The organism is Clostridium sp. CM038, from assembly GCF_055081105.1.
Genome location: NZ_CM143651.1, coordinates 486,744 through 506,181, shown reverse-complemented (window position 1 = coordinate 506,181; position 19,438 = coordinate 486,744). Strand labels below are relative to the sequence as shown.

The window sequence follows — 19,438 nt, the reverse complement described above, 5'->3', positions numbered from 1 at the left end:
CTTTCTATCTTGTAACGCCCCATATCAGGATCAAAAAAATTATAAATACTACTGCAGAGGCAATCTGTATTGTCTCTACCTTTTTATCTTCCTCCAAAAATATAAGATCCCCATCATAGCATCTGGCCTCCATGGCATCATAATAATCGTTTGCCTTTTTAAGCGAAATAACCAGCATATTGCTTGCAATGCTTCCAAATGTATAGCAGGAAGTCTTAAAATCACAGTAGCCCTGACGAGATTCTGCGGAATTTTTCATTTTAGTATAGACATCCATTAAAATGAAAATATAACGGTAAATGAGGTTCATCAGCTCTACAATAAGCTTTGGAACATGTGCTTTTCGAAGCACATATATAATCTCGGAGGATGGAGTTGACAGTGTCATCATTTGTAGGGCACTTATAGCTGCAAAAACTTTCAGAATCAAAAAAGCCACTTCCTTAAGCTTTGCCTGAGAAGTAAACACATAGCAGAAGCCAAGATACAAGTTATACTGCCCCATCGGCTGCTTTGAAAAATCAATAGCAATTGTAAAAGTGCCAAGGAGGATAAAGATGATTGGAATCGCCAGTATTGACAAGTATTCGTTTACTGGAAGCTCTCCTTTTACAATGGTCAGATAGGCCATTGCAATAATGACCACAACAGACACATAGGGGTTTTCCAATACAATACAAAGAATCAATATCAAAACAGAAAGAGATACTTTAAAAGTAGCATTCCAGTCTCTGATTTTAGAAGTATAAGCATAAAAATCAATTGAAAACCCTTCGCCGTGTTTATGTCCGGTTACATGGTGATGATGATGTGTCCCATCCTTTTTTTTCCATTTTAAGAAAAAGCCCACCATTAGAAAAATGGCACATAAAATAATAATTTTTCCCATTTCACATCTCCTTTGAATTTTCACCCCATGGCAGCATTCTGGGAGATTTTAGAATAATAAAAATAGATGAAGCATAGTAAACAATTACACCTACAATCTGATTTAAAAATGCAAGGCCAGATAATGTAACTATAATCGCATTGAAGCACCCGGCGAAAACGATGATATTCTGCCTAATGATGTTTAGGTTCGTTTTGACAATTCGTAGTATAGGCCTGTCTACAAAACAAAAATCCTTCTAACTAAAGCGTTAGAAGGAAACGATTCAAAAATATGCTTAATCATATAAAATCAACAAACAAATTTTCATTATAAAGCCCTCTCTATCACTCGTAGAGTTTGTAGTGCGAAAATATGGGCAGGTATTCTGACTCAAGAATCATTATTTAAGCGCGCCTTCCCCGTTTTCGAGTGGCATAATGCACTTAAATTCATCTATTACAGCTACGAGATAGTTCAGGATTTTAACCTGATTCCCTTTTAATTAATTTAAACCTATATTTTATTATTTAATTTTTATAGTTTTTTCACACATGTACTCATTACATAGTAGCCTTATTATTACAAAAAATCAACTACTTTAGTTGTAAAAAGATAATATTTTTCAAGTTTTCACAAAATAATACATTATACTATATTCTCAAATAAATGCTACAGTAAAAAAAGGGACCCACTAGGGGACCCTATACGTACTTTCTCATGTGCTTTAATGCAGTTTTTTCCAGTCTAGAAACTTGTGCTTGGGATATACCTATTTCACCTGCTACTTCCATTTGAGTTCTTCCACCGAAGAACCTTAAATTTAAGATTAACTTTTCTCTAACATTTAATTTTTTCATTGCCTCTTTAATCGATATATTTTCAAGCCAATTATCATCTAAATTTTTGGTGTCACTTATTTGATCCATTACATAAATTTCATCTCCACCAGCGTGATAAATTGGTTCAAATAAAGATACAGGATTTTGTATAGCATCTAAAGCAAATACTACATCTTCCCTTGGTAATTCTAATTCTTTTGCTATTTCAGCTACAGTAGGCTCTTTGTTGTCTTGATTCACCAATCTGTCCCTAACTTGTAATGCTTTATATGCAATATCCCTTAATGATCTACTAACTCTTATTGAGTTATTATCTCTTAAATATCTTCTTATTTCCCCAATAATCATAGGAACTGCATATGTTGAAAATCTAACATTTAGACTTAGATCAAAATTATCAATGGACTTCATTAAACCAATACAGCCTACTTGAAATAAATCATCTACGTTTTCTCCTCGGTTATTAAAGTGCTTTATCACACTTAAAACCAATCTTAAATTTCCTTTAATAAATTTTTCTCTACACTCATACTCACCATTTTGTATCCTAAATAGTAGCTCTTTCATTTCTTTTTCTTTTAGTACGGGTAATTTTGAAGTATCTACACCACATATTTCTACTTTATTGAATACCATAAGGTCATCATTCCCTTCAGAGTAATTGCTTCTAAATTATGTCCTTATGGTTTGCTTTTTATACTACAGACAACCTTTAACATCTGAAAGGGTGTTTTTATTTTAATCTTAATAATAGATTCATCAAAATTGCATCACAATTTCTTTAATCCCGCCCATAACATTCCTACATATTACTAAAACTTATTTAAGCTATCTATTAATTCATTAAAATTCTTTTTAGCTACTATTTCTCTATTCTTAAAATCACCTATTTTTTGTTTATTAAATTTTTCACTTTTATCCAGGTTTACTAATTCCTCTTTTACAGTTTCTCTAAGCCTTGGAATAATATTTATTATTTTTTTTATTCCATAAATATATTCATCATCATAAAGCTTGAAACATTCAAATAAACCTGATATAAGTCTCCCATCAGAAAATATGTAAATATATCTATCACTCATTTCATCTGATAAATCAACTTCAATTTTATGCTTATACAGCCTAAAGAAAACATCATCTTTCTCAATGAAAACAGGAAATATCATAGAAAAAAGCATCTCTATTTCTTCTTCTTGCTCAACCAATCCTGAAAAATCACTTTCATTAAGTTTTTTAACTATTTCATCTGTAAAAATATATTTTCTTATTTCTTTTCCCAATTTACTCCTTAGTTTTTGCTCTTTTTCATCAGATAATAAATTGTCTATTGAATCAATTAATTTATTTAGTTGACCTTTGATCTCATTTTTTTTCATAATGAAAAAACCTCCTTAATAATACATACACTACATATATAAACTTAATTTAATCGGAGCCAAAATATAGCGTATTCCAAGAAATTATTTTAAAATTTCAAGAAACATATTCCATAAAAGAGGATATAAAAGGACAGCTACAATTCCTGAAATAGCCATAGTTATGCCACTCATGGCTCCCTCAGTTTCTCCTATTTCCATAGCCCTCGCTGTTCCCAGCGCATGAGAAGATGCTCCCATAGCAATCCCTAAGGCAACTTTATCATTAACTTTTAAAATTTTATATAAAAACGGTCCGACAATTGAGCCTACAACACCTGTCATTATTATAGCTACAACTGTAATTGAGGAAAGTCCCCCTAACTGATTTGACAATGCTATTCCTATAGGTGTTGTTATAGACTTAGGTATTAAAGATTCAATAAGTACATCGGAAATTCCAAATAATTTCGAAAGGAATACTACACATACAATACCAGAAATCGCACCACTCAAAATCCCTATAAGTATTGGTATAGCATTTTTTTTAAATAAAGAGAATTTCTTATACATAGGCAAAGCTAATGCCACTGTGGCAGGAAATAAAAAAAATGAAATTATTTTACCTCCGTTATTGTAGTCTTCATATTTAATATGTAGCTTTGTCAAAAAAAATATTAATATAATAATGGCTATCAAAAGTGGATTAAAAATTGAAAGTCTGCCTTTCTTCTTTATGTAAATCCCAATTTCATAAGCAATAAGGGATATTATTACACCAAAAACTGGTGAAGTAATTAAATCATTCATATAAACGTCCTTTCCTTAAAAATTTAACTACGAGTGCTGTTACAATCCAAACTAAACATGTGGAAAGAACAACTATAACGATAAATGGTATCCATTTTCCTTTTAACACACCAAATGCTGTCATTAGACCTACTCCAGCAGGAATAAAGAAAAAAGACATATTTGATAAAAGGAACTCACAAACTTCTTCTATCATTTCAACCTTAACTATACCTATTTGCAACCCCAAAAACAGTAAAATAAGTCCAATAACCGCTCCCGGAATCGGTAATTTAAACATAAGTTGCAATATAGTTCCAATAATATACGGAATCAAAATAATCATTAATTGTCTTAAGTACTTCATTGTTTCACCTACTTATTATAAAATGTTGTCATTTGTGTAATTTTCTTATTAAAGCATAAAATTCTTACCTATTTATATATGTAATCTCTTGTCAAAGGCAAATCATTATTTACACCTTTAGCAAACAATATCTGATGAAGATTGATATTACCGCGATTAAACGATGCAGCACATGAATTTAAATATAATCTCCACATTCTTATAAATGCTTCATCCTTACTCTTTTCTATTTCAGGAAGCGCCTTCTCAAAGTTTTGTGACCAACATTCTAACGTTTTCCCATAATGTCTCCTAAGGCTTTCTATACCTATTAATTCAAACTCCTGCTCTGCTATATCAGTAATTATATTTTTAATTCCAGGTATATATCCACCTGGGAAGATATATTTATCTATCCATGTATTTGTACCACCTTCATTTACTCCTGTTATACAATGAAGTAGAGATAGTCCTTTATCCTTTAATAGATTATTTACTACATGAAAATATTCAGACAAATTTTCCTTTCCTACATGCTCGAGCATTCCTACACTAACGATCCTATCAAAACTTACGTTCTTCAATTCTCTATAATCTGAAAGCCTAACTTCAACTAAATCTTCTAGCCCTTCTGCTTTTATTCTATCATTAGCCTTTTGAAGTTGTTCTTCACTTAAGGTAATTCCAATAGCCTTTACTTTATATTGTTTTGCTGCTAAAATTATAAGTTCTCCCCATCCACAACCTATATCAAGCAAGCTTTGCCCTGCTTTTAAATTTAATTTTTTTAAAATATGATTCTCTTTATTTTCTTGAGCTTGATTTAAAGAATCTGTTTCATGCTCAAAATATCCACAGGAATAAGTCATAGTATCATCCAACCATAATTTATAAAAGTCATTACCAATATCATAATGAAATTGTATATTATCTTTATTTGTCTTTATGTTACTTTTTATTTTCTTTATTAATTTCATGTATTTTTCACTATTCTTCAAAAAGCTTTCCTTGTTATTATATAAGGATTCTATAACAAACTGTAAATTACCTTCTATGTCTATTTTTTTAGACATATATCCTTCTCCAAGGGCTATTGAAGGATTATCTATAATGTCGCCTTTCGGTATTGGCTCATTAAAAATAATTTTAAATTTAGACTCACCTTCGCCGTATTTTGCTACACTCCCATCGCAAAATTTAATTTCAAACGGATCAGAAAACATATTTTTTAATAAAGTTTTATAAAACAGTTTGTCAGTAACCAACATTTATCACTCCCTAATTATATTAATATAGTTTACTAGTAATTAGTTATTTATTTCACAATTATAACAACTAATCTTCTTAGGTATACCATTTTTTTAACTAGAGGTCAAAAGCAATCCGTAGAAGACTAGTGCTTGGTAAACGATAATCATAATCTAATTGATATCAAACACTCTCATTTACTTACTTATACTGTATACTTATACTGTATACTTATACTGTATACTTATACTATATATTTGTTTATAATTTCATTAAGTTCATATACATTTTGCTCAGTCCAACTAGTGAAATCTTTTTTATCATTAATTGCAGCACTTGCAAGTTCGAATAAAAATTTTGGTACTTCTGCTTCCTTAATATCGCCATAATATTTACCTAGCTTTGTTTTACCTATCCCAATCTCTCCCCCAAAATGTAATTCGAATACATTTATAAGCTCATCTTGGACCTTTTTCTTTTTACCGCAAAACCCAATTGTTACTATTTCGTGTACAGAACAAGAATTAGGGCATCCTGATATATGAACATGAGGCAGTATATCTTTTGTTAAATTATTTTCTTTAAAATAACTTAGTATATCCTTTAAAGTACGCTGTGTTTCTAAAATTCCCATCTGACAAGTAGGAACTCCTATACAAGCAATAGAACATTCCAGTGAAGTATTTCCACCCATTTTACCTGTTAGCTCAAGGATTATTTCAGCTTCTTTCCCATTCAAATTTCTAATGTATAATCCCTCTGACATAGCTAGTCTTATCTCTACTTCATTCATAACTTCTATTTTATCTATTATTAGTTTCAAATGCTCACTTTTTAATTGTCCGCCTATTGGATGCACATACACACTGTATAATCCCTTTTGTTTTTGAGTAAATAGTCTTGGACTTCGCATCGATGTTTCAATCCCAACTTTGTCGTAGATTTTGGTTTGTACCTTGATTTTTAAATTTTCTCTAGTCTTAACTTTTTCCAAATAACTATTATAGCAGTTTACAAATTTCTCCTCGCCCATTCTTTCCATAATATATCTTATGCGAGCTCTTCCTTTGTTAATGTAGTCGCCTTCATTAATAAAAAGATCTGTTATTGCTTCAACATGATATAAAATATCTTCTGGCTTAATCAACTGTTCTCTCTTCACAGATAGTTTTGAATTATTCCCCATTCCACCACCTAAATACACTTTAAAATACTCTATGCCATTTTCTTTAACCGCTAAAAACCCTAAATCAGTAGCAGTTACATGTGCCTCATCCTTTTCATTACTTGAAAATGCAACTTTAAATTTTCTTGGGAGTTTATACGTATATACCTTACTTAAAAAATGGTCTCCTACAGCTGTTGCGTAAGGTGATACATCAAACACATCTTTTTCCCCTACTCCAGATAGCGGTGAGACTGACACATTTCTAGGGAAATTACCGCCGGATCCCCTTGAGTATAAACCTTTCTTTATACCTTCTTCCATGGAATCACAAACTTCATCAATAGTAATTCCATGTAGTTGTATCGCCTGACGAGTAGTTAGATGTATACTATCTAATCTATATCTTTGTGTAAAATCATATATTAATTTAAGATCTTTTATAGAAGCTATCCCTGATGGTATTCTAAATCTTATCATAAATTTCTTGCCACTACGCTCGGCATACACGCCCATACCACCCGAGGATCCTTTAAAGTCCATTTTACTTGTTTCCCCATTTAAAAATTTATGTCCAAGCGCTCTAAAATCCTCAACTTCCCCAAGAAGTACTTCACTAAGAAGAATTTTATTTAAAGTTTTCATCATTATCAATCCTTTCCTATTGCAACATTATTATGGCTATAGTATACTGTTTTTTAACCAATAAGTATAATACATGTTTTATATAATACTTATTAATATTTCTGATAGGTAGGGTGATAATTTTGATTGAGGAATTAAAAACCTTTATTGCTGTGGTAGATAAGAAAAGTTTCACAAAGGCTGCAAAGAGCATCAACATATCTCAGCCTAGCGTAAGCTTACATATTGTAATTTTAGAAAAACACTTCAATACAAGACTAATAGAAAGATCAAATAAACAGAGAAGTATATTAATTACACAAACTGGAGAAATGTTGTACAAAAAAGCTAAACAAATAATTTCCCTAATAGATGATACAAAAGAAGAACTTAACAATTATCATAATTCCACCTCTGGCACTTTAAAGATTGGCGCAAGCATGACTATAGGTGAATTTTTACTGCCCTCAATACTAGGAGAGTTTATTAAAGAGTTTCCAAACATAAAACTAGAAGTTGCTATTGAAAATACCCATAATATTTATGAAAAATTTAAAAACTATGATATTGATATTGCTTTAACTGAAGGCAGCGTCCCTGTGCATGACTATACTTTCAAAAATTTTTATGAGGATACAATGGTTGTTGTAACTCCAAATTCCTTTACCTATGACCAAAATATTGGACTTAAAACTTGTTTGTCAAATCAAACTTGGATGCATAGAGAAGAGGGTTCTGGCACTGGTGAATATCTAAATATCTTTTTAAATGCAGAAGGCATATCTCCAAAAAACTTCATTATTCTCGGAAGTAACTACTCCATTAAAGAAGCTGTTAAAAACAATCTAGGTGTAACTTTTATCTCATCTTTAGTAGTAACTGATGCTGCCATTAACAATGAACTTAAAATTATACCTATCAAAACAAAATACAATAGATTTTTTTCTTATTTAGTTCATGAAAAAAATCTATCCAGGATTGCAACATTATTTGTTGAGAAATTAGAAAAGTGTAGCCATATGAATAAGTAATGCTTAATTATTAGTAATCAAGCATATCAATAATAGAAGTGCTTTTATTTTATAAATAAATTCCACGAGCCAAGGTCCAAGAAAAATACTATGTTATGTCTATGGATACACTCACACTAATAATAATAATAATAATAATAATAATAATAATAATAATAAACCTATTGATTTGGGATGGAATTTTATTAATACTGCTTCTTGTTATAGTGCAGGAGTTGCAGGAAGAGCTATAGGCACAAATACGGAAGACTTATGGGATGTTATTGTTGCAGATAAAAGTTCGAGTGTTGTCAATTGCTTTAGGTACGGATATGGTGTTGATAGACATATGTTATAATCTATACTGAAAAATAATTTTAAGGCAGGATTATCCTGCCTTAAAATTATTTTTCAGTAGTGCCTTTAGATGCTTCTGAACGTGCATTTAATTGTTGCTTTTCTTCTGGAGTAGCATCACTAGGGCCACTAGCCATGTTAGGCATGTTATACATATTAGTCACATCGCCGTTTGACGCACCACTAACACCTTTATTTGATTCCGATTGTTTTTTCATTTTTTTTATTTCTTCTAAATCATTTTTATTCATAAATATTCTCCCTTCTAATGTACAAAATACACTGCACATATCCAATGCATTATATAGTTTACCCATTTTGTGATATAATATTATGGTTATAAATTGTTAACAATATTGACACTTAAATGCAATACTTATTTAGTAGTATTAATTTGTATAGGAATAGGTTGCTACAACGATAGTATAAAACAAGACATGCAAAATATAGATAATAAGAATTATCATCATACCAGTATTAGATTGAAATTTATAGCATGGCCAATAATTGCTGAAATGGAGACAAATAATTATGAAACCTGAAAACGAAAATGTGTCTGAAATGTCGGAAAATACTTCTATTTTAATTACTCTGTGTGTTGTCGCCTTAGTTCTAGCACTTGTGGGGATTAAAATAGTGATAACAACTATGTAACTCAAGGGTATGCTAACGCTACCGTTATAAATTAATATTCTTGTAATTAACCCCAAGAATATTTGAACCACCTTTGGATATAAATCAGATATATTTCACAATAATCGAGTAGGAGCTAAATAATTAATTTATTTAGCGACCTCTCACACCACCGTGCATACCGTTCGGTACACGGCGGTTCAATAGAAATTAATGTTTTAATAAATATGTCTCAGATATAGAAACTAATCCTATATTTTTAAGGTATTTATTGGTCAATGTTTTGTTTAATATAGGGCTATTGGATGTTCTCCAATAGCCTTTCCTTGTATTTGCATATTGCAAAGCTTTATTGTTTGGTATTCCTAATTTAACAAGGTTCCCATATTTTGTTTTAATCTTTTTCCATTGTTTCCAAAAACACATTCTAATTCTTCGCCTTAACCATTCATCAAGTGTTTTAAGAATACTTTTAATGTCTGCAATAGCAAAATAATTTATCCATCCAACTATCACTTGCTTAAGTTTCATAAACCTATATTTCATGCTCATCGCATTACTTCTTGAAGTTAATTCTTTTAGCTTTGCTTTGAATTTGATTATAGGTTTTTGAGGAACTCTCATTCTGTATTCACCTTTTGCTCGGTAAAATGAAAATCCTAAAAATTTAAGTTTCCAAGGTCTATCTACTGTACTCTTTTCTTTATTCACTCTAAGCTTTAACTTTTCCTCAATAAATCTCGTAATACTCTTCATTACTCTATTTGCTGATTTCTCACTTTTGACGTATATATTCGCATCATCAGCATATCTACAAAAGTTTAGTCCTCGTTTTGTTAGTTCTACATCGAGTTCATGTAACATTACGTTACTTAATAATGGGGACAAAGGCCCGCCTTGAGGTGCTCCTTCTTCTGTATTCATAAATACCCCATTTATCATCACTCCACTTTGTAGATACTTTCGTATCAGAGAAATTACTCTACTATCTTTAATATCTTCCGATAGTATCCTTATTAATTTATCATGATTTATCGTATCAAAGTATTTAGAAAGGTCTATATTCACCGTCCATGTATGTCCAGCATTAATATATCCCCTACATTTTTCAACAGCTTGTTTTCCACTTCTTAAAGGTCTAAAACCGTAACTATTATCAGAAAATTTCTTTTCATATACTGGTATTAGAGTTTGTGATATCGCTTGCTGAATAACTCTATCTAATACAGTAGGTATTCCAAGTAGCCTAATTCCACCGTCAGGTTTTGGTATTTCTACCCTTCTTACGGCTAGAGGTCTATATCTACTTTCTAATAATGATTGCCTTAATTCTTGTCCATGCTCTTTTAGATAATGTAGAAGTTCATCTACTGTCAAACCATCAATCCCATGACTTCCTTTATTGGCTTTTACTCTTTTATATGCTTTATTCATATTATCTCTCGATAATATCTGCTCGAGTAAACCATTATCATATTCATTCACATCGTTTCTTCCTTCTTCTGACATAGAGGAAATACTATGCACTTCTACATTACCTTCGAGTTCCACTCTATTCTCTCGTAGAGAGCCTTCTTTATGAAGTTGTCTGCTTTTATCATATTTTCTCGTATCCTTCAAAATTCCAAAACCTCCTATTGTTCAGTCCTTCCCACGCTAACGCGTTTTGCATGGTACTATGACGTCTGCTGACTTCTGATAGTTCAGCCATACATCACTGTATGGGTTGTTATTTCTAAATTCATATCCACAACTTACCTATCAGATCTCCCCGGGTAAGAACGCAATCTTTCACTCCATCTATCTGCTACATTTACACCACTTGTTTCGAATAGTTTTGGGCTTCGTTTTGTATTGCAAACTTACCCACAAGCATATGCCTTATATGTAGTTTCTGTTCGTCAGACCGGAGTTTGGCCGCCAACTTCCTTCAGATTCCATCTCACGATGGACACCCTTGTCTTAAGCTATGCACTTGGCACTATTAACCCGTGCTAGGGACTTTCACCCATTAGATTGCGCCCATGCCGGGCGCACAATTAGAACCATCCTAAATATTAAATTTAGGATGGTTCTTTCTACTTAAATACAGACCTTGCCTAAAGATAACCGTTTTGTTATAATTATGGTGATTTTACCTATTTAAGGAGATGAACATATGCTTACTGTACAAAACCTAAGTAAAAAATATTCTAAAGAATTAGTTGTAAACAATATTAGCTTTCAAGTAAATGAAGGTGAAATTGCTATTCTTTTGGGCCCAAATGGTGCCGGAAAAAGCACCACAATAAAATGCATCGCTGGGCTATTAAAATATGATGGATACATTGAAATTTGTAATCACAAAAACAAGAGTGTTGAGGCAAAAAAATTATTTTCCTATGTTCCAGAGGTTCCAGCTATGTTTGATTTGCTCACAGTTTATGAGCATATAGAATATATGGCTGCCGCTTATGGTATAAATAACTATAAGGAAAAAGCCGAAGAATTACTTAAAAGATTTGATTTAATTGATAAAAGAAATAAGCTTGGAAAAGAGCTGTCCAAGGGTATGATGCAAAAAGTAAGTATTTGCTGCGCCTTAATAATAAACCCTAAGGTAGTATTATTTGATGAGCCTTTAATGGGCCTAGATCCTAAAGCAATAAAAGAACTAAAGAAAGCAATTTTAGAGCTCAGAGAAAAAGGTTCTGCCATTCTAATAAGTACCCACATAATAGATAGTGTTGATGATTTTTGGGACAAGGTATTGATAATGAAAAATGGAAATATAGTACTCTCCGGTACAAAGCAAGAGCTTATGAATAGGAATGAGACCTTAGAAGAACTCTTCTTTGATGTAACAGAGGATAGCGTATGAAGCCATTATTTTATATAATAAAAAAATCTATAAGAAATTTTTTATTAGAACTAAAGCGAAAGCCAATAAAGCTAATTGCCTATATTATACTTCTTATACTTTTGTCACTAACTTTTATTTTTGGCAGCAGTAATACCAGCAAGCAAAATATTTTAGATCCAGCGTTGTACACTACTATTGTAGGATTTATTATTTTACTGTTCACCGCACCGGACCTCTATTCCTCAATAAATAATGGAGCCACTTTTTTTAGGGGTGCAGACATAAATTTAGTATTTACATCTCCCACTAGTCCTCAGAAAGTTTTAGTATATGGATTTTTAAAACAAATATATACTTCATTTATAGCAGTTTTTTTTGTTTCATTTCAAGGACCTAACCTTTATCGTTTTACTAATATTAAATCCTATGGAATTATAGTAATTATCTTTGGCTTATTCATTATGCTCATTTTCAACTCAATACTAAAGATATTATTATATTCAATAGCTTCTAAATGTGAAAAAAATAAGGTTATTTTAAGAAATACTTTTAAATTTTTAGGAGTATCCCTAATTATAGTATACTTTATAGAATTATATATAACTAGGTCACCAGTTAAGGCTATTATATCATTGCTAAATAGTCCTGCCATTTCATATATTCCTGTATACGGGTGGGTAAGGGCAATTATATTATCTTCAATGAATGGCATACATTCAATATTTTTTGTTTATATAACTCTGATTGTTGCGTCTGGAGGTATTTTCAGTTATTTAATTTACTCTATGCAACTTGACTATTATGAAGATGTTTTAGCTTCAACTGAATTAAAAGAAACAGCCATCTCCGCCACGCGTCGGGGTGAGCGATTATTTGTACAACCGGGTAAAAAACCTAAAGTAAGAAAAGTTCAATACACTAAAAAAGGAAAATTTGCCTCTGCTATATTTTGGAGACAAATATTAGAGTATAAAAAGACTGGTTTTGCATTGATAAATGTAGTGTCTGTTATTTACGCAGTTATAGCAATAAGTGCTGGATTATTTAGCCCTATAAAAGATTTAAAAATAGTCTTAGGTGGCATGATATATCTTCAATTATTTTTTACCTTTGCTAGTAAGTGGCAAAGAGATTTATCAAACCCATACATTTACATATTACCAGCCCACGCCTTTAAGAAGGTTATCTATGCAACTGTAGTTGATAACCTTAAAAACCTTATTGATGGAACTATAGTGTTTGCAATAACAGGAATATTATTTAAAAGTAGTATCATTCTTATTCTCCTTAATATAATAGCCTTTGTTTCAATAGGTTCTCTTTTCATCTATGGTGGAATTCTTACTAGAAGAATTTTAGGCAGTGGTAATAACATAGTATTTACATCTCTTATAAGAATTGCAATCTTACTTTTAATACTATCACCTGGTATAGTCCTTCTGATAGCATTATATAGTTCTACGGGAATGCTAATAGCCTACACACTATTTATTACCTATAATCTTATATTTAGCAGTTTAATAGTGTTTTTGGGTAAGGGAGTGTTTGAAAATATTGAATTATAGTGATATATTTTTTTAGATTAATTAGGTACAGGCGACATATATATGTCGCCTGTACCTAATTAACCTCTATTTAAAATTGGCACATATACTCACTGTTTTTTATGTAAACTTCAGTATTTCTGCTATCACAGATTTATCGGCTGCACCCCTTTAAACCTATAATTAATAATAGTAACACATAAATTATAATTATTATTTCAAAAATAAAATCCACTTTTTTGTTTTTATATTCTATTTTTTTAAAAAATTTATTTCTTAGTAATGAGGATATCACCCCTACACATAAGATAATTACACCGCCAGAAACGTTATTTGTATAACTAAGCCACGCACCTATTAAAAGCAATGATAAAGTTAATATTGTGACAACCTTTTCAACAACGTATAGTTTTTTCATATTCTTCATAATCACCTCAATAAAATTAATATAAACAGTCTTACTTAAGAATAAATTGTTTATATTTTTTATTCTACTCTTTATAAGAGTAATTATCTACACCTAAATTAACACTATCTTTTACTAATCTGCTTACATATAAACTAGGAATAACTGCATACATAGCTGCAGCATTTACTAATTCACGTTTCCAAGTTCTTTCATTTGGAGAATGCGACTCTTCTTCATGACCTGGCCCAAAGCCAATGCAAGGTATACCGTATCTGCCCATAATAGAAACTCCATTTGTAGAAAATGCCCATTTGTCAACTAGAGGCTCCTCATTAAATAAACCTTTATATCCGCTTACTAATGTTTCGCAAACTGGATGGTCCTCATCTGTTATCCAAGATTCAAAATAAGCAGCTGTAGGGTAAACAACTCCCTTATAGGAAGGTTTTTCGTAATCATACATGGAAACCTCAGCTTTCAAATCTTTCACCGATGAAAGATTTCTTATTTGCTCTAGGGCCTCATCATACGTTTCTCCATTGGTTAATCTTCTATCTATTGATATGGTTTGACTATCTCCCATCGCGCTTCTTGATGAAGAAGTAAAAAACACCTCAGAAACAGTTAAGGTTCCTTTCCCCAAAAAATCATCATAATGTAATCTTTCATTAAGATCTTTCAACTCATTAAAAAAAGGTGCCATTTTATAAATATCATTTTCTCCTCGCTCTGTTGTGCTACCATGAGTAATTACTTTTACCTCCATTCTTCCTCTTTGCCCCCTATATATATTGCAGGAGGTAGGCTCTGTAATCACAACAAATTCCGGCTGAATCTTGTCTTCATTTATCATGTACTGCCAACAATTCCCTTCACATTCATGTTTTTGTAGCGTACCTGTAATAAGCAGAGTATAGTCACCTTGTAAGTTTAAGTCTTTAATAATTTTCCCGGCATAAACCATAGAAGCCATACCACCCTTTTGGTCACTTCCACCACGTCCTATGATTACTTCCATATCTTCATAGCCTTTGTATGGGTCATACTGCCATAACCCCTTATCTCCTATGCCTACTGTATCTACATGTGCATCCATAGCAATAATATGTTTACCATGCCCTATAGTTCCTATTATATTTCCCATATTATCTATGTCTATCTTATCGAAGCCTACTTTCTGCATTTCCTCTTTTATTCTCTCAACGACTCTACGTTCATCACAACTTTCACTAGGAATAGCAATCATGTCACGAAGAAACCTTGTTATGTCCCCTTTGTACTCTTCTGCTTTCTTTAATACTTTTTTAAAATCTAAATTCATAGAAAATCCTCCTTCTATTCCTCTATATTTTGTTATTTATTTGAATGTGCTTCAATTATAGTTTAAATCTATTACTATAGTCTCTGCACCTAATTTTCTAATAGCTTGGACATAGCTCATATTCTATTTTCATGATATTTTACTACTACCAATATCATATTAATGAATATATGAAAAAATTACCAAACAGAGCAAATAAAAAAAAGCCTTATAATCTAAGGCTTAATAATTTTATTAGCAGCATTCATTTTTTCAACAATGTTATACATATTTGTGATTTGTCCAACAGACAGCTCATCTTCTAAATTATAATAGTTAAGGCATGTTCCGCAAGATAAAATTTCCACTCCCAACCTCTCTAATTTTTGCAAGCTATCTAACACTGAAGATTGTTTGGTTGGAAGTTTTACTCCCCCATTATAGAAAACAATAGTAGAGGGGATTTGTTCTGCTTCTACCAAAGCATAAATAAAGCCTTTAATTAGAACTTGTCCTAATTCATCATTCCCTTCTCCCATTTTATCAGAAGATATAACAACTAATGTATTTTCCTTTTTCTCATTTTCTAATTCTTTAACAGATTCATCTGAACCTAACCCTTTTATAATTTTAACTTCATAATGATATTCATTAATAGTTTTGGATTCCCATTCGTATCCCATTCCCTTAGCCATTTTTTCTAAATTTTTCTTAGCCATTTCATTATCTACAATAACTAATACGGTTTCATCTTCTTCAACTGCTTTAAGAGCGTTCCTGGCTTCTATAACTGGTATGGGACAAGTTTTTCCTTTAGCATCAATTCTTATCATATAACTTACCTCCCATGGTAACGTCAAGATTTTCAAGTTTAATTCCACCCTGTAAATGTTTTCTGCTTCTCTTATTCATTTCATTATATTACCATTTTGCAAAATAAAAGTCAATAAAGTTCTCAGAATATTATTACAATTAAAATAAATCACTTCCCTTCGTTAATCTGAATGGGAGTGATTTATTGGGAACATTATTTTAATACTTCCACATTAACACAAGTATCCGGATTTTCACCATTCAATACTTTAATAATATTATTAGCTGCAGTTAATCCCATTTTTGTCCTTGTTTCCATCGTAGCCGAGGCAATATGTGGAACAATTGCAACATTGTACATATCGAGAAGCTCTGGTTCAATGTCTGGCTCATGTTCAAATACATCAAGCCCAGCTCCCCATATTTCACCTTGCTTAAGGGCTTTAACTAATGCTTTTTCATCGATTACTGGACCACTACATGTATTAACAATAACTGAAGTGTTTTTCATCACAGAAAATTCCTTTTCACTAATATAGTGTCTGGTAGAAGGTGAAAGTGGTACATGTAATGAAACGAAATCCGCTTCCTTTAATAATGCTTCTTTATCCACATAAATAGCACCCAATTCTTTTTCCATTTCATAATTTCGCAACAAATCAGTATAAAGTATCTTCATATCAAAAGCCTTGGCTTTCTTTGCAAAATTAAAACCAATTCTCCCTGCTCCTACAATTCCTAAAGTCTTACCCGTGATTTCACGTCCAAGAAACATCATAGGATCGCAAGATTGAAAAGCACCATTTCTTGTGAATTTATCTGCTGCAATGATTCTTCTAGATACAACCATAAGCAGTGTCCATGCTAAGTCAGCAGTCGCATCATCCAGTACCTGCGGAGTGTTTGTAATTATTACTCCACTTTGAGTCGCTGCAGCTGTATCAATATTGCTGTACCCTGCTGCGTAGTTAGCAAATATCTTACATTTTTCACCAGCTGTCTCAAATACCTCTTTATCAATATTATCAGTCAAGAGACATAAAACTGCATCCTTACCTTTTACCCTTTCTAAGAGCTCTCCTCTTAATAAAACTCTATCTTGAGGATTAATTTCTACATCAAAATGCTTTTTTAAAAGCTTAATAGCCTCATTGGGGATTATTCTTGTTACGTAAACCTTTTTCTTATCCATATATTACTCCTCCTATAATTCTAAAATTGACCTCCGACTTGTAGTAATAGTTTTTTTATTAATCTTTAACTTTTTTTTCAACATTGATACAACTGAAACAAAAGAAAAATAAAATACGATAGTCGATGCTTTTTCTCTATCTCTTAAACATCGGATTAAGGTATAGGCTGCTCCTGCACACATAGCAGATATAAACCCTAAAGGTGGAGGCAGAACTAAAAAATTGAATTGAGGTTTAATAATTAATAGAGCTCCTATAAATGCAAAAGCGGATATCAGCATAAATGTGATAACTTTAGGTTTATTATCCATTCTTCACACCCTCTCAAATATAAGTTCATTTTTAATCTTTCCTACTTCTTTTATAATCTTCATTTGTCTAAAACAATAAGTAATTTTTCTTGCCTTGTATACCGTAACTTTTAATGTTTTCGCTAATTGTTTATTGGTAAAATTCACTGGTAGTTCTTGTGGTAAAAATTCAAAAAAATCTTTTACTTCTCTAAATGTTATTTTATCTACTACTTCTAAAAGCTTTCTATCCACAATGCTTATTCCTTTTCTTCTCCAGCTTCCTTTACCATCCTTGCACCGTATCTCTTCTTCTTTAGTCATTAAGATTTCTAGTATAAAATTTTCTTCCGCCATTAAATCAGGTATTCTAATTAACTCATCAAATAAATCAACCACTTTACCTTTTTTAGGAGATTTTCTTCTACTAATTACTTTATTAGTTTTTTCTGTTGTTACTATATATTTTTCAACAGCTATAGGGTGTACTAGCATAACCTTATTGTACTTAACCAATTCTCTAAGCTTATTGCCAATTGCACCAAAATTTTTCGTTTGTATTTCAATTAATGAATCTTCCCTTACCAAATCAATTATATATTTATCTACTTTTACTTCTAATCTGTCCCCTGGCACCGCATACCATTGCTTAATGGATGAGTGCAAAGATCTCTCGTTTTTTATATTTATTCCTGTTTGCTCTAACATTAAGACCGTGTCTTCTATTTCCCCCATTTTTTCTCCTTGCGCTTTAATAAAAATCTAAAACTTCACAATAAATGTAAAAATATACCCTTTTTATTTATATAATAATTATAACAGAAATATCATATATCGCACATACTAATTATGTAGCAAATAATAATATAAAATACTATAATATTATAAGGTGATGAAATATGAAAATTGCGATATTATCTGATACTCATGCGAAAAAACATAATGATAAACTTTTTAAATTAATAAATAATATATTTAAAGAAGCCGACATGATAATTCATGCAGGTGATTATATTTCCTCAAGCGTCGTGTCAAAATTAAAAGAGCATAAGAACTTTGTTGGAGTATGGGGAAATAATGATAAAGGATACATCAGAGATTTACTAAAAGAAAAAGTAATTATATCTGTGGAAGGATATAAAATTGGTTTGTATCACGGCCATGGTAATAGCAAAAGCACACTAAATACAGCCTATGATAAATTTATAGATGATAAAGTTGATATAATCATCTTTGGACACACTCATCAGCCACTTATTTTGACTAAAAATAAAGTACTCATGATAAATCCAGGTTCACCCACGTGTAAAAGACGTGAACCATGGTATTCTTATGTTATTTTAGAAATACAAGATAAGAAAATAAATGTTCAATTAAAATTTTATAATTAATATTTTTATAATAATTAAGGAAAATACATCTGTACTTTTTTAAAAAATTCATATATTATATTGGGCAAATAATTTCTTCTAATTATTTACCCAATATTTATAGTTTCTACATATAATGGACATGAAAAAGTAGACAGAAAAAAAGCCTACCAATATTGGCAAACTTTTTATTTTTTTATATTAATCTTCTTCTACCTCAGTAACTTCATATCCTATTTCTTCAATAGCTTCCGTAATGTCATTATCAGTTGTTTCGTCTTCAAATTCTGCTACTGCAAATTTTTCTTCTAAATCTACTTTTAATTTACTAGCACCAATATCGAGTAATGCCTCCTTTACATGGCTTACACAATGTGAGCAACTCATTCCATCAATATATATTTTTTTCTTCATTTAAACTACCCCTTTCTATTGTTAAT

Annotated in this window: 21 protein-coding genes and 1 riboswitch; of the genes, 5 read left to right on the top strand and 16 right to left on the bottom strand. The window is 31.3% G+C overall.

What is annotated here, in order from left to right:
- Positions 1-4 precede the first annotated feature (4 nt).
- The 7 genes from cbiQ to ACWJKS_RS02260 form a co-directional block, all read right to left on the bottom strand.
- On the bottom strand, positions 5-853 hold the full coding sequence (gene cbiQ, locus ACWJKS_RS02290; RefSeq protein WP_462961041.1) for a cobalt ECF transporter T component CbiQ: 849 nt from the start codon (positions 851-853) through the stop codon (positions 5-7).
- Positions 854-1,229: 376 nt separating this feature from the next.
- Positions 1,230-1,403: riboswitch (cobalamin riboswitch) on the bottom strand.
- A gap of 169 nt (positions 1,404-1,572) precedes the next feature.
- Complete coding sequence (gene sigG, locus ACWJKS_RS02285; protein WP_462960339.1) at positions 1,573-2,346, bottom strand: RNA polymerase sporulation sigma factor SigG; 774 nt, start codon at positions 2,344-2,346, stop codon at positions 1,573-1,575.
- Positions 2,347-2,522: 176 nt separating this feature from the next.
- Positions 2,523-3,086, bottom strand: coding sequence for a hypothetical protein (locus ACWJKS_RS02280; RefSeq protein ID WP_462960338.1), 564 nt, complete (start codon positions 3,084-3,086; stop codon positions 2,523-2,525).
- 84 nt (positions 3,087-3,170) lie between these two features.
- A complete protein-coding gene (locus tag ACWJKS_RS02275; RefSeq protein ID WP_462960337.1) occupies positions 3,171-3,875 on the bottom strand; it encodes an LrgB family protein in 705 nt (234 codons plus the stop codon).
- Positions 3,868-4,221, bottom strand: coding sequence for a CidA/LrgA family protein (locus ACWJKS_RS02270; RefSeq protein WP_216303861.1), 354 nt, complete (start codon positions 4,219-4,221; stop codon positions 3,868-3,870). The genes ACWJKS_RS02275 and ACWJKS_RS02270 overlap by 8 nt, the downstream gene beginning before the upstream one ends.
- Before the next feature lie 68 nt (positions 4,222-4,289).
- Positions 4,290-5,465, bottom strand: coding sequence for a class I SAM-dependent methyltransferase (locus ACWJKS_RS02265; protein WP_462961040.1), 1,176 nt, complete (start codon positions 5,463-5,465; stop codon positions 4,290-4,292).
- A gap of 227 nt (positions 5,466-5,692) precedes the next feature.
- Entirely contained in the window at positions 5,693-7,258 is a 1,566-nt protein-coding gene (locus ACWJKS_RS02260) for a nitrite/sulfite reductase (RefSeq protein WP_462961039.1), read from the bottom strand.
- Positions 7,259-7,380: 122 nt separating this feature from the next.
- Between ACWJKS_RS02260 and ACWJKS_RS02255 the strand changes: the two genes are divergently transcribed.
- Complete coding sequence (locus ACWJKS_RS02255) at positions 7,381-8,268, top strand: LysR substrate-binding domain-containing protein (RefSeq protein WP_216303864.1); 888 nt, start codon at positions 7,381-7,383, stop codon at positions 8,266-8,268.
- A gap of 383 nt (positions 8,269-8,651) precedes the next feature.
- On the opposite strand, the gene ACWJKS_RS02250 is transcribed toward ACWJKS_RS02255, so the two are convergent.
- On the bottom strand, positions 8,652-8,855 hold the full coding sequence (locus ACWJKS_RS02250; protein ID WP_220320442.1) for a hypothetical protein: 204 nt from the start codon (positions 8,853-8,855) through the stop codon (positions 8,652-8,654).
- 280 nt (positions 8,856-9,135) lie between these two features.
- Between ACWJKS_RS02250 and ACWJKS_RS02245 the strand changes: the two genes are divergently transcribed.
- A complete protein-coding gene (locus ACWJKS_RS02245) occupies positions 9,136-9,258 on the top strand; it encodes a hypothetical protein (RefSeq protein ID WP_258280580.1) in 123 nt (40 codons plus the stop codon).
- 189 nt (positions 9,259-9,447) lie between these two features.
- Here ACWJKS_RS02245 and ltrA read toward each other — a convergent pair whose 3' ends face one another.
- On the bottom strand, positions 9,448-10,857 hold the full coding sequence (gene ltrA, locus ACWJKS_RS02240; protein ID WP_258280593.1) for a group II intron reverse transcriptase/maturase: 1,410 nt from the start codon (positions 10,855-10,857) through the stop codon (positions 9,448-9,450).
- A gap of 538 nt (positions 10,858-11,395) precedes the next feature.
- On the opposite strand from ltrA, the gene ACWJKS_RS02235 reads away from it, so the two are divergent.
- Both ACWJKS_RS02235 and ACWJKS_RS02230 read left to right on the top strand, forming a co-directional pair.
- Positions 11,396-12,097, top strand: coding sequence for an ABC transporter ATP-binding protein (locus ACWJKS_RS02235; protein WP_216303867.1), 702 nt, complete (start codon positions 11,396-11,398; stop codon positions 12,095-12,097).
- Positions 12,094-13,644, top strand: coding sequence for a putative ABC exporter domain-containing protein (locus ACWJKS_RS02230; RefSeq protein ID WP_462952614.1), 1,551 nt, complete (start codon positions 12,094-12,096; stop codon positions 13,642-13,644). The genes ACWJKS_RS02235 and ACWJKS_RS02230 overlap by 4 nt, the downstream gene beginning before the upstream one ends.
- Positions 13,645-13,777: 133 nt before the next feature.
- Here ACWJKS_RS02230 and ACWJKS_RS02225 read toward each other — a convergent pair whose 3' ends face one another.
- The 6 genes from ACWJKS_RS02225 to ACWJKS_RS02200 all read right to left on the bottom strand — a co-directional run bounded on the left by ACWJKS_RS02225 (position 13,778) and on the right by ACWJKS_RS02200 (position 18,363).
- On the bottom strand, positions 13,778-14,050 hold the full coding sequence (locus ACWJKS_RS02225; RefSeq protein WP_220287576.1) for a hypothetical protein: 273 nt from the start codon (positions 14,048-14,050) through the stop codon (positions 13,778-13,780).
- 64 nt (positions 14,051-14,114) lie between these two features.
- Positions 14,115-15,353 (bottom strand): YgeY family selenium metabolism-linked hydrolase, encoded by a 1,239-nt coding sequence (locus ACWJKS_RS02220; RefSeq protein ID WP_216303870.1) that lies wholly within the window; start codon positions 15,351-15,353, stop codon positions 14,115-14,117.
- Between the two features lie 215 nt (positions 15,354-15,568).
- On the bottom strand, positions 15,569-16,165 hold the full coding sequence (gene yedF / locus ACWJKS_RS02215) for a sulfurtransferase-like selenium metabolism protein YedF (RefSeq protein WP_216303871.1): 597 nt from the start codon (positions 16,163-16,165) through the stop codon (positions 15,569-15,571).
- 194 nt (positions 16,166-16,359) lie between these two features.
- Positions 16,360-17,337, bottom strand: a complete 978-nt coding sequence (locus ACWJKS_RS02210; RefSeq protein ID WP_462960336.1) for a 2-hydroxyacid dehydrogenase — start codon at positions 17,335-17,337, stop codon at positions 16,360-16,362.
- A gap of 12 nt (positions 17,338-17,349) precedes the next feature.
- Complete coding sequence (locus ACWJKS_RS02205) at positions 17,350-17,649, bottom strand: hypothetical protein (protein WP_216303873.1); 300 nt, start codon at positions 17,647-17,649, stop codon at positions 17,350-17,352.
- A 3-nt stretch (positions 17,650-17,652) separates the two neighbouring features.
- Entirely contained in the window at positions 17,653-18,363 is a 711-nt protein-coding gene (locus ACWJKS_RS02200) for a hypothetical protein (RefSeq protein ID WP_216303874.1), read from the bottom strand.
- A 164-nt stretch (positions 18,364-18,527) separates the two neighbouring features.
- Here ACWJKS_RS02200 and ACWJKS_RS02195 point away from each other — a divergent pair, with 164 nt between their 5' ends.
- On the top strand, positions 18,528-19,019 hold the full coding sequence (locus ACWJKS_RS02195; protein WP_165413345.1) for a metallophosphoesterase family protein: 492 nt from the start codon (positions 18,528-18,530) through the stop codon (positions 19,017-19,019).
- A 180-nt stretch (positions 19,020-19,199) separates the two neighbouring features.
- On the opposite strand, the gene ACWJKS_RS02190 is transcribed toward ACWJKS_RS02195, so the two are convergent.
- Positions 19,200-19,412: a heavy-metal-associated domain-containing protein gene (locus tag ACWJKS_RS02190; RefSeq protein WP_165413344.1), complete on the bottom strand. Its 213-nt coding sequence runs from the start codon at positions 19,410-19,412 to the stop codon at positions 19,200-19,202.
- Positions 19,413-19,438: the final 26 nt, after the last annotated feature.

Coding starts and splice junctions, on each gene's coding strand:
- ACWJKS_RS02195 (WP_165413345.1), top strand. CDS start 18,528: ATGAAAATTGCGATATTATCTGATACTCATGCGAAAAAACATAATGAT.
- ACWJKS_RS02190 (WP_165413344.1), bottom strand. CDS start 19,412: ATGAAGAAAAAAATATATATTGATGGAATGAGTTGCTCACATTGTGTA.
- cbiQ (WP_462961041.1), bottom strand. CDS start 853: ATGGTGGGCTTTTTCTTAAAATGGAAAAAAAAGGATGGGACACATCAT.
- ACWJKS_RS02250 (WP_220320442.1), bottom strand. CDS start 8,855: ATGAATAAAAATGATTTAGAAGAAATAAAAAAAATGAAAAAACAATCG.
- ACWJKS_RS02210 (WP_462960336.1), bottom strand. CDS start 17,337: ATGGATAAGAAAAAGGTTTACGTAACAAGAATAATCCCCAATGAGGCT.
- sigG (WP_462960339.1), bottom strand. CDS start 2,346: ATGGTATTCAATAAAGTAGAAATATGTGGTGTAGATACTTCAAAATTA.
- ACWJKS_RS02200 (WP_216303874.1), bottom strand. CDS start 18,363: ATGGGGGAAATAGAAGACACGGTCTTAATGTTAGAGCAAACAGGAATA.
- ACWJKS_RS02270 (WP_216303861.1), bottom strand. CDS start 4,221: ATGAAGTACTTAAGACAATTAATGATTATTTTGATTCCGTATATTATT.
- ACWJKS_RS02225 (WP_220287576.1), bottom strand. CDS start 14,050: ATGAAGAATATGAAAAAACTATACGTTGTTGAAAAGGTTGTCACAATA.
- ACWJKS_RS02230 (WP_462952614.1), top strand. CDS start 12,094: ATGAAGCCATTATTTTATATAATAAAAAAATCTATAAGAAATTTTTTA.
- ACWJKS_RS02280 (WP_462960338.1), bottom strand. CDS start 3,086: ATGAAAAAAAATGAGATCAAAGGTCAACTAAATAAATTAATTGATTCA.
- ACWJKS_RS02205 (WP_216303873.1), bottom strand. CDS start 17,649: ATGGATAATAAACCTAAAGTTATCACATTTATGCTGATATCCGCTTTT.
- ACWJKS_RS02245 (WP_258280580.1), top strand. CDS start 9,136: ATGAAACCTGAAAACGAAAATGTGTCTGAAATGTCGGAAAATACTTCT.
- ACWJKS_RS02260 (WP_462961039.1), bottom strand. CDS start 7,258: ATGAAAACTTTAAATAAAATTCTTCTTAGTGAAGTACTTCTTGGGGAA.
- ACWJKS_RS02235 (WP_216303867.1), top strand. CDS start 11,396: ATGCTTACTGTACAAAACCTAAGTAAAAAATATTCTAAAGAATTAGTT.
- ACWJKS_RS02220 (WP_216303870.1), bottom strand. CDS start 15,353: ATGAATTTAGATTTTAAAAAAGTATTAAAGAAAGCAGAAGAGTACAAA.
- ACWJKS_RS02275 (WP_462960337.1), bottom strand. CDS start 3,875: ATGAATGATTTAATTACTTCACCAGTTTTTGGTGTAATAATATCCCTT.
- yedF (WP_216303871.1), bottom strand. CDS start 16,165: ATGATAAGAATTGATGCTAAAGGAAAAACTTGTCCCATACCAGTTATA.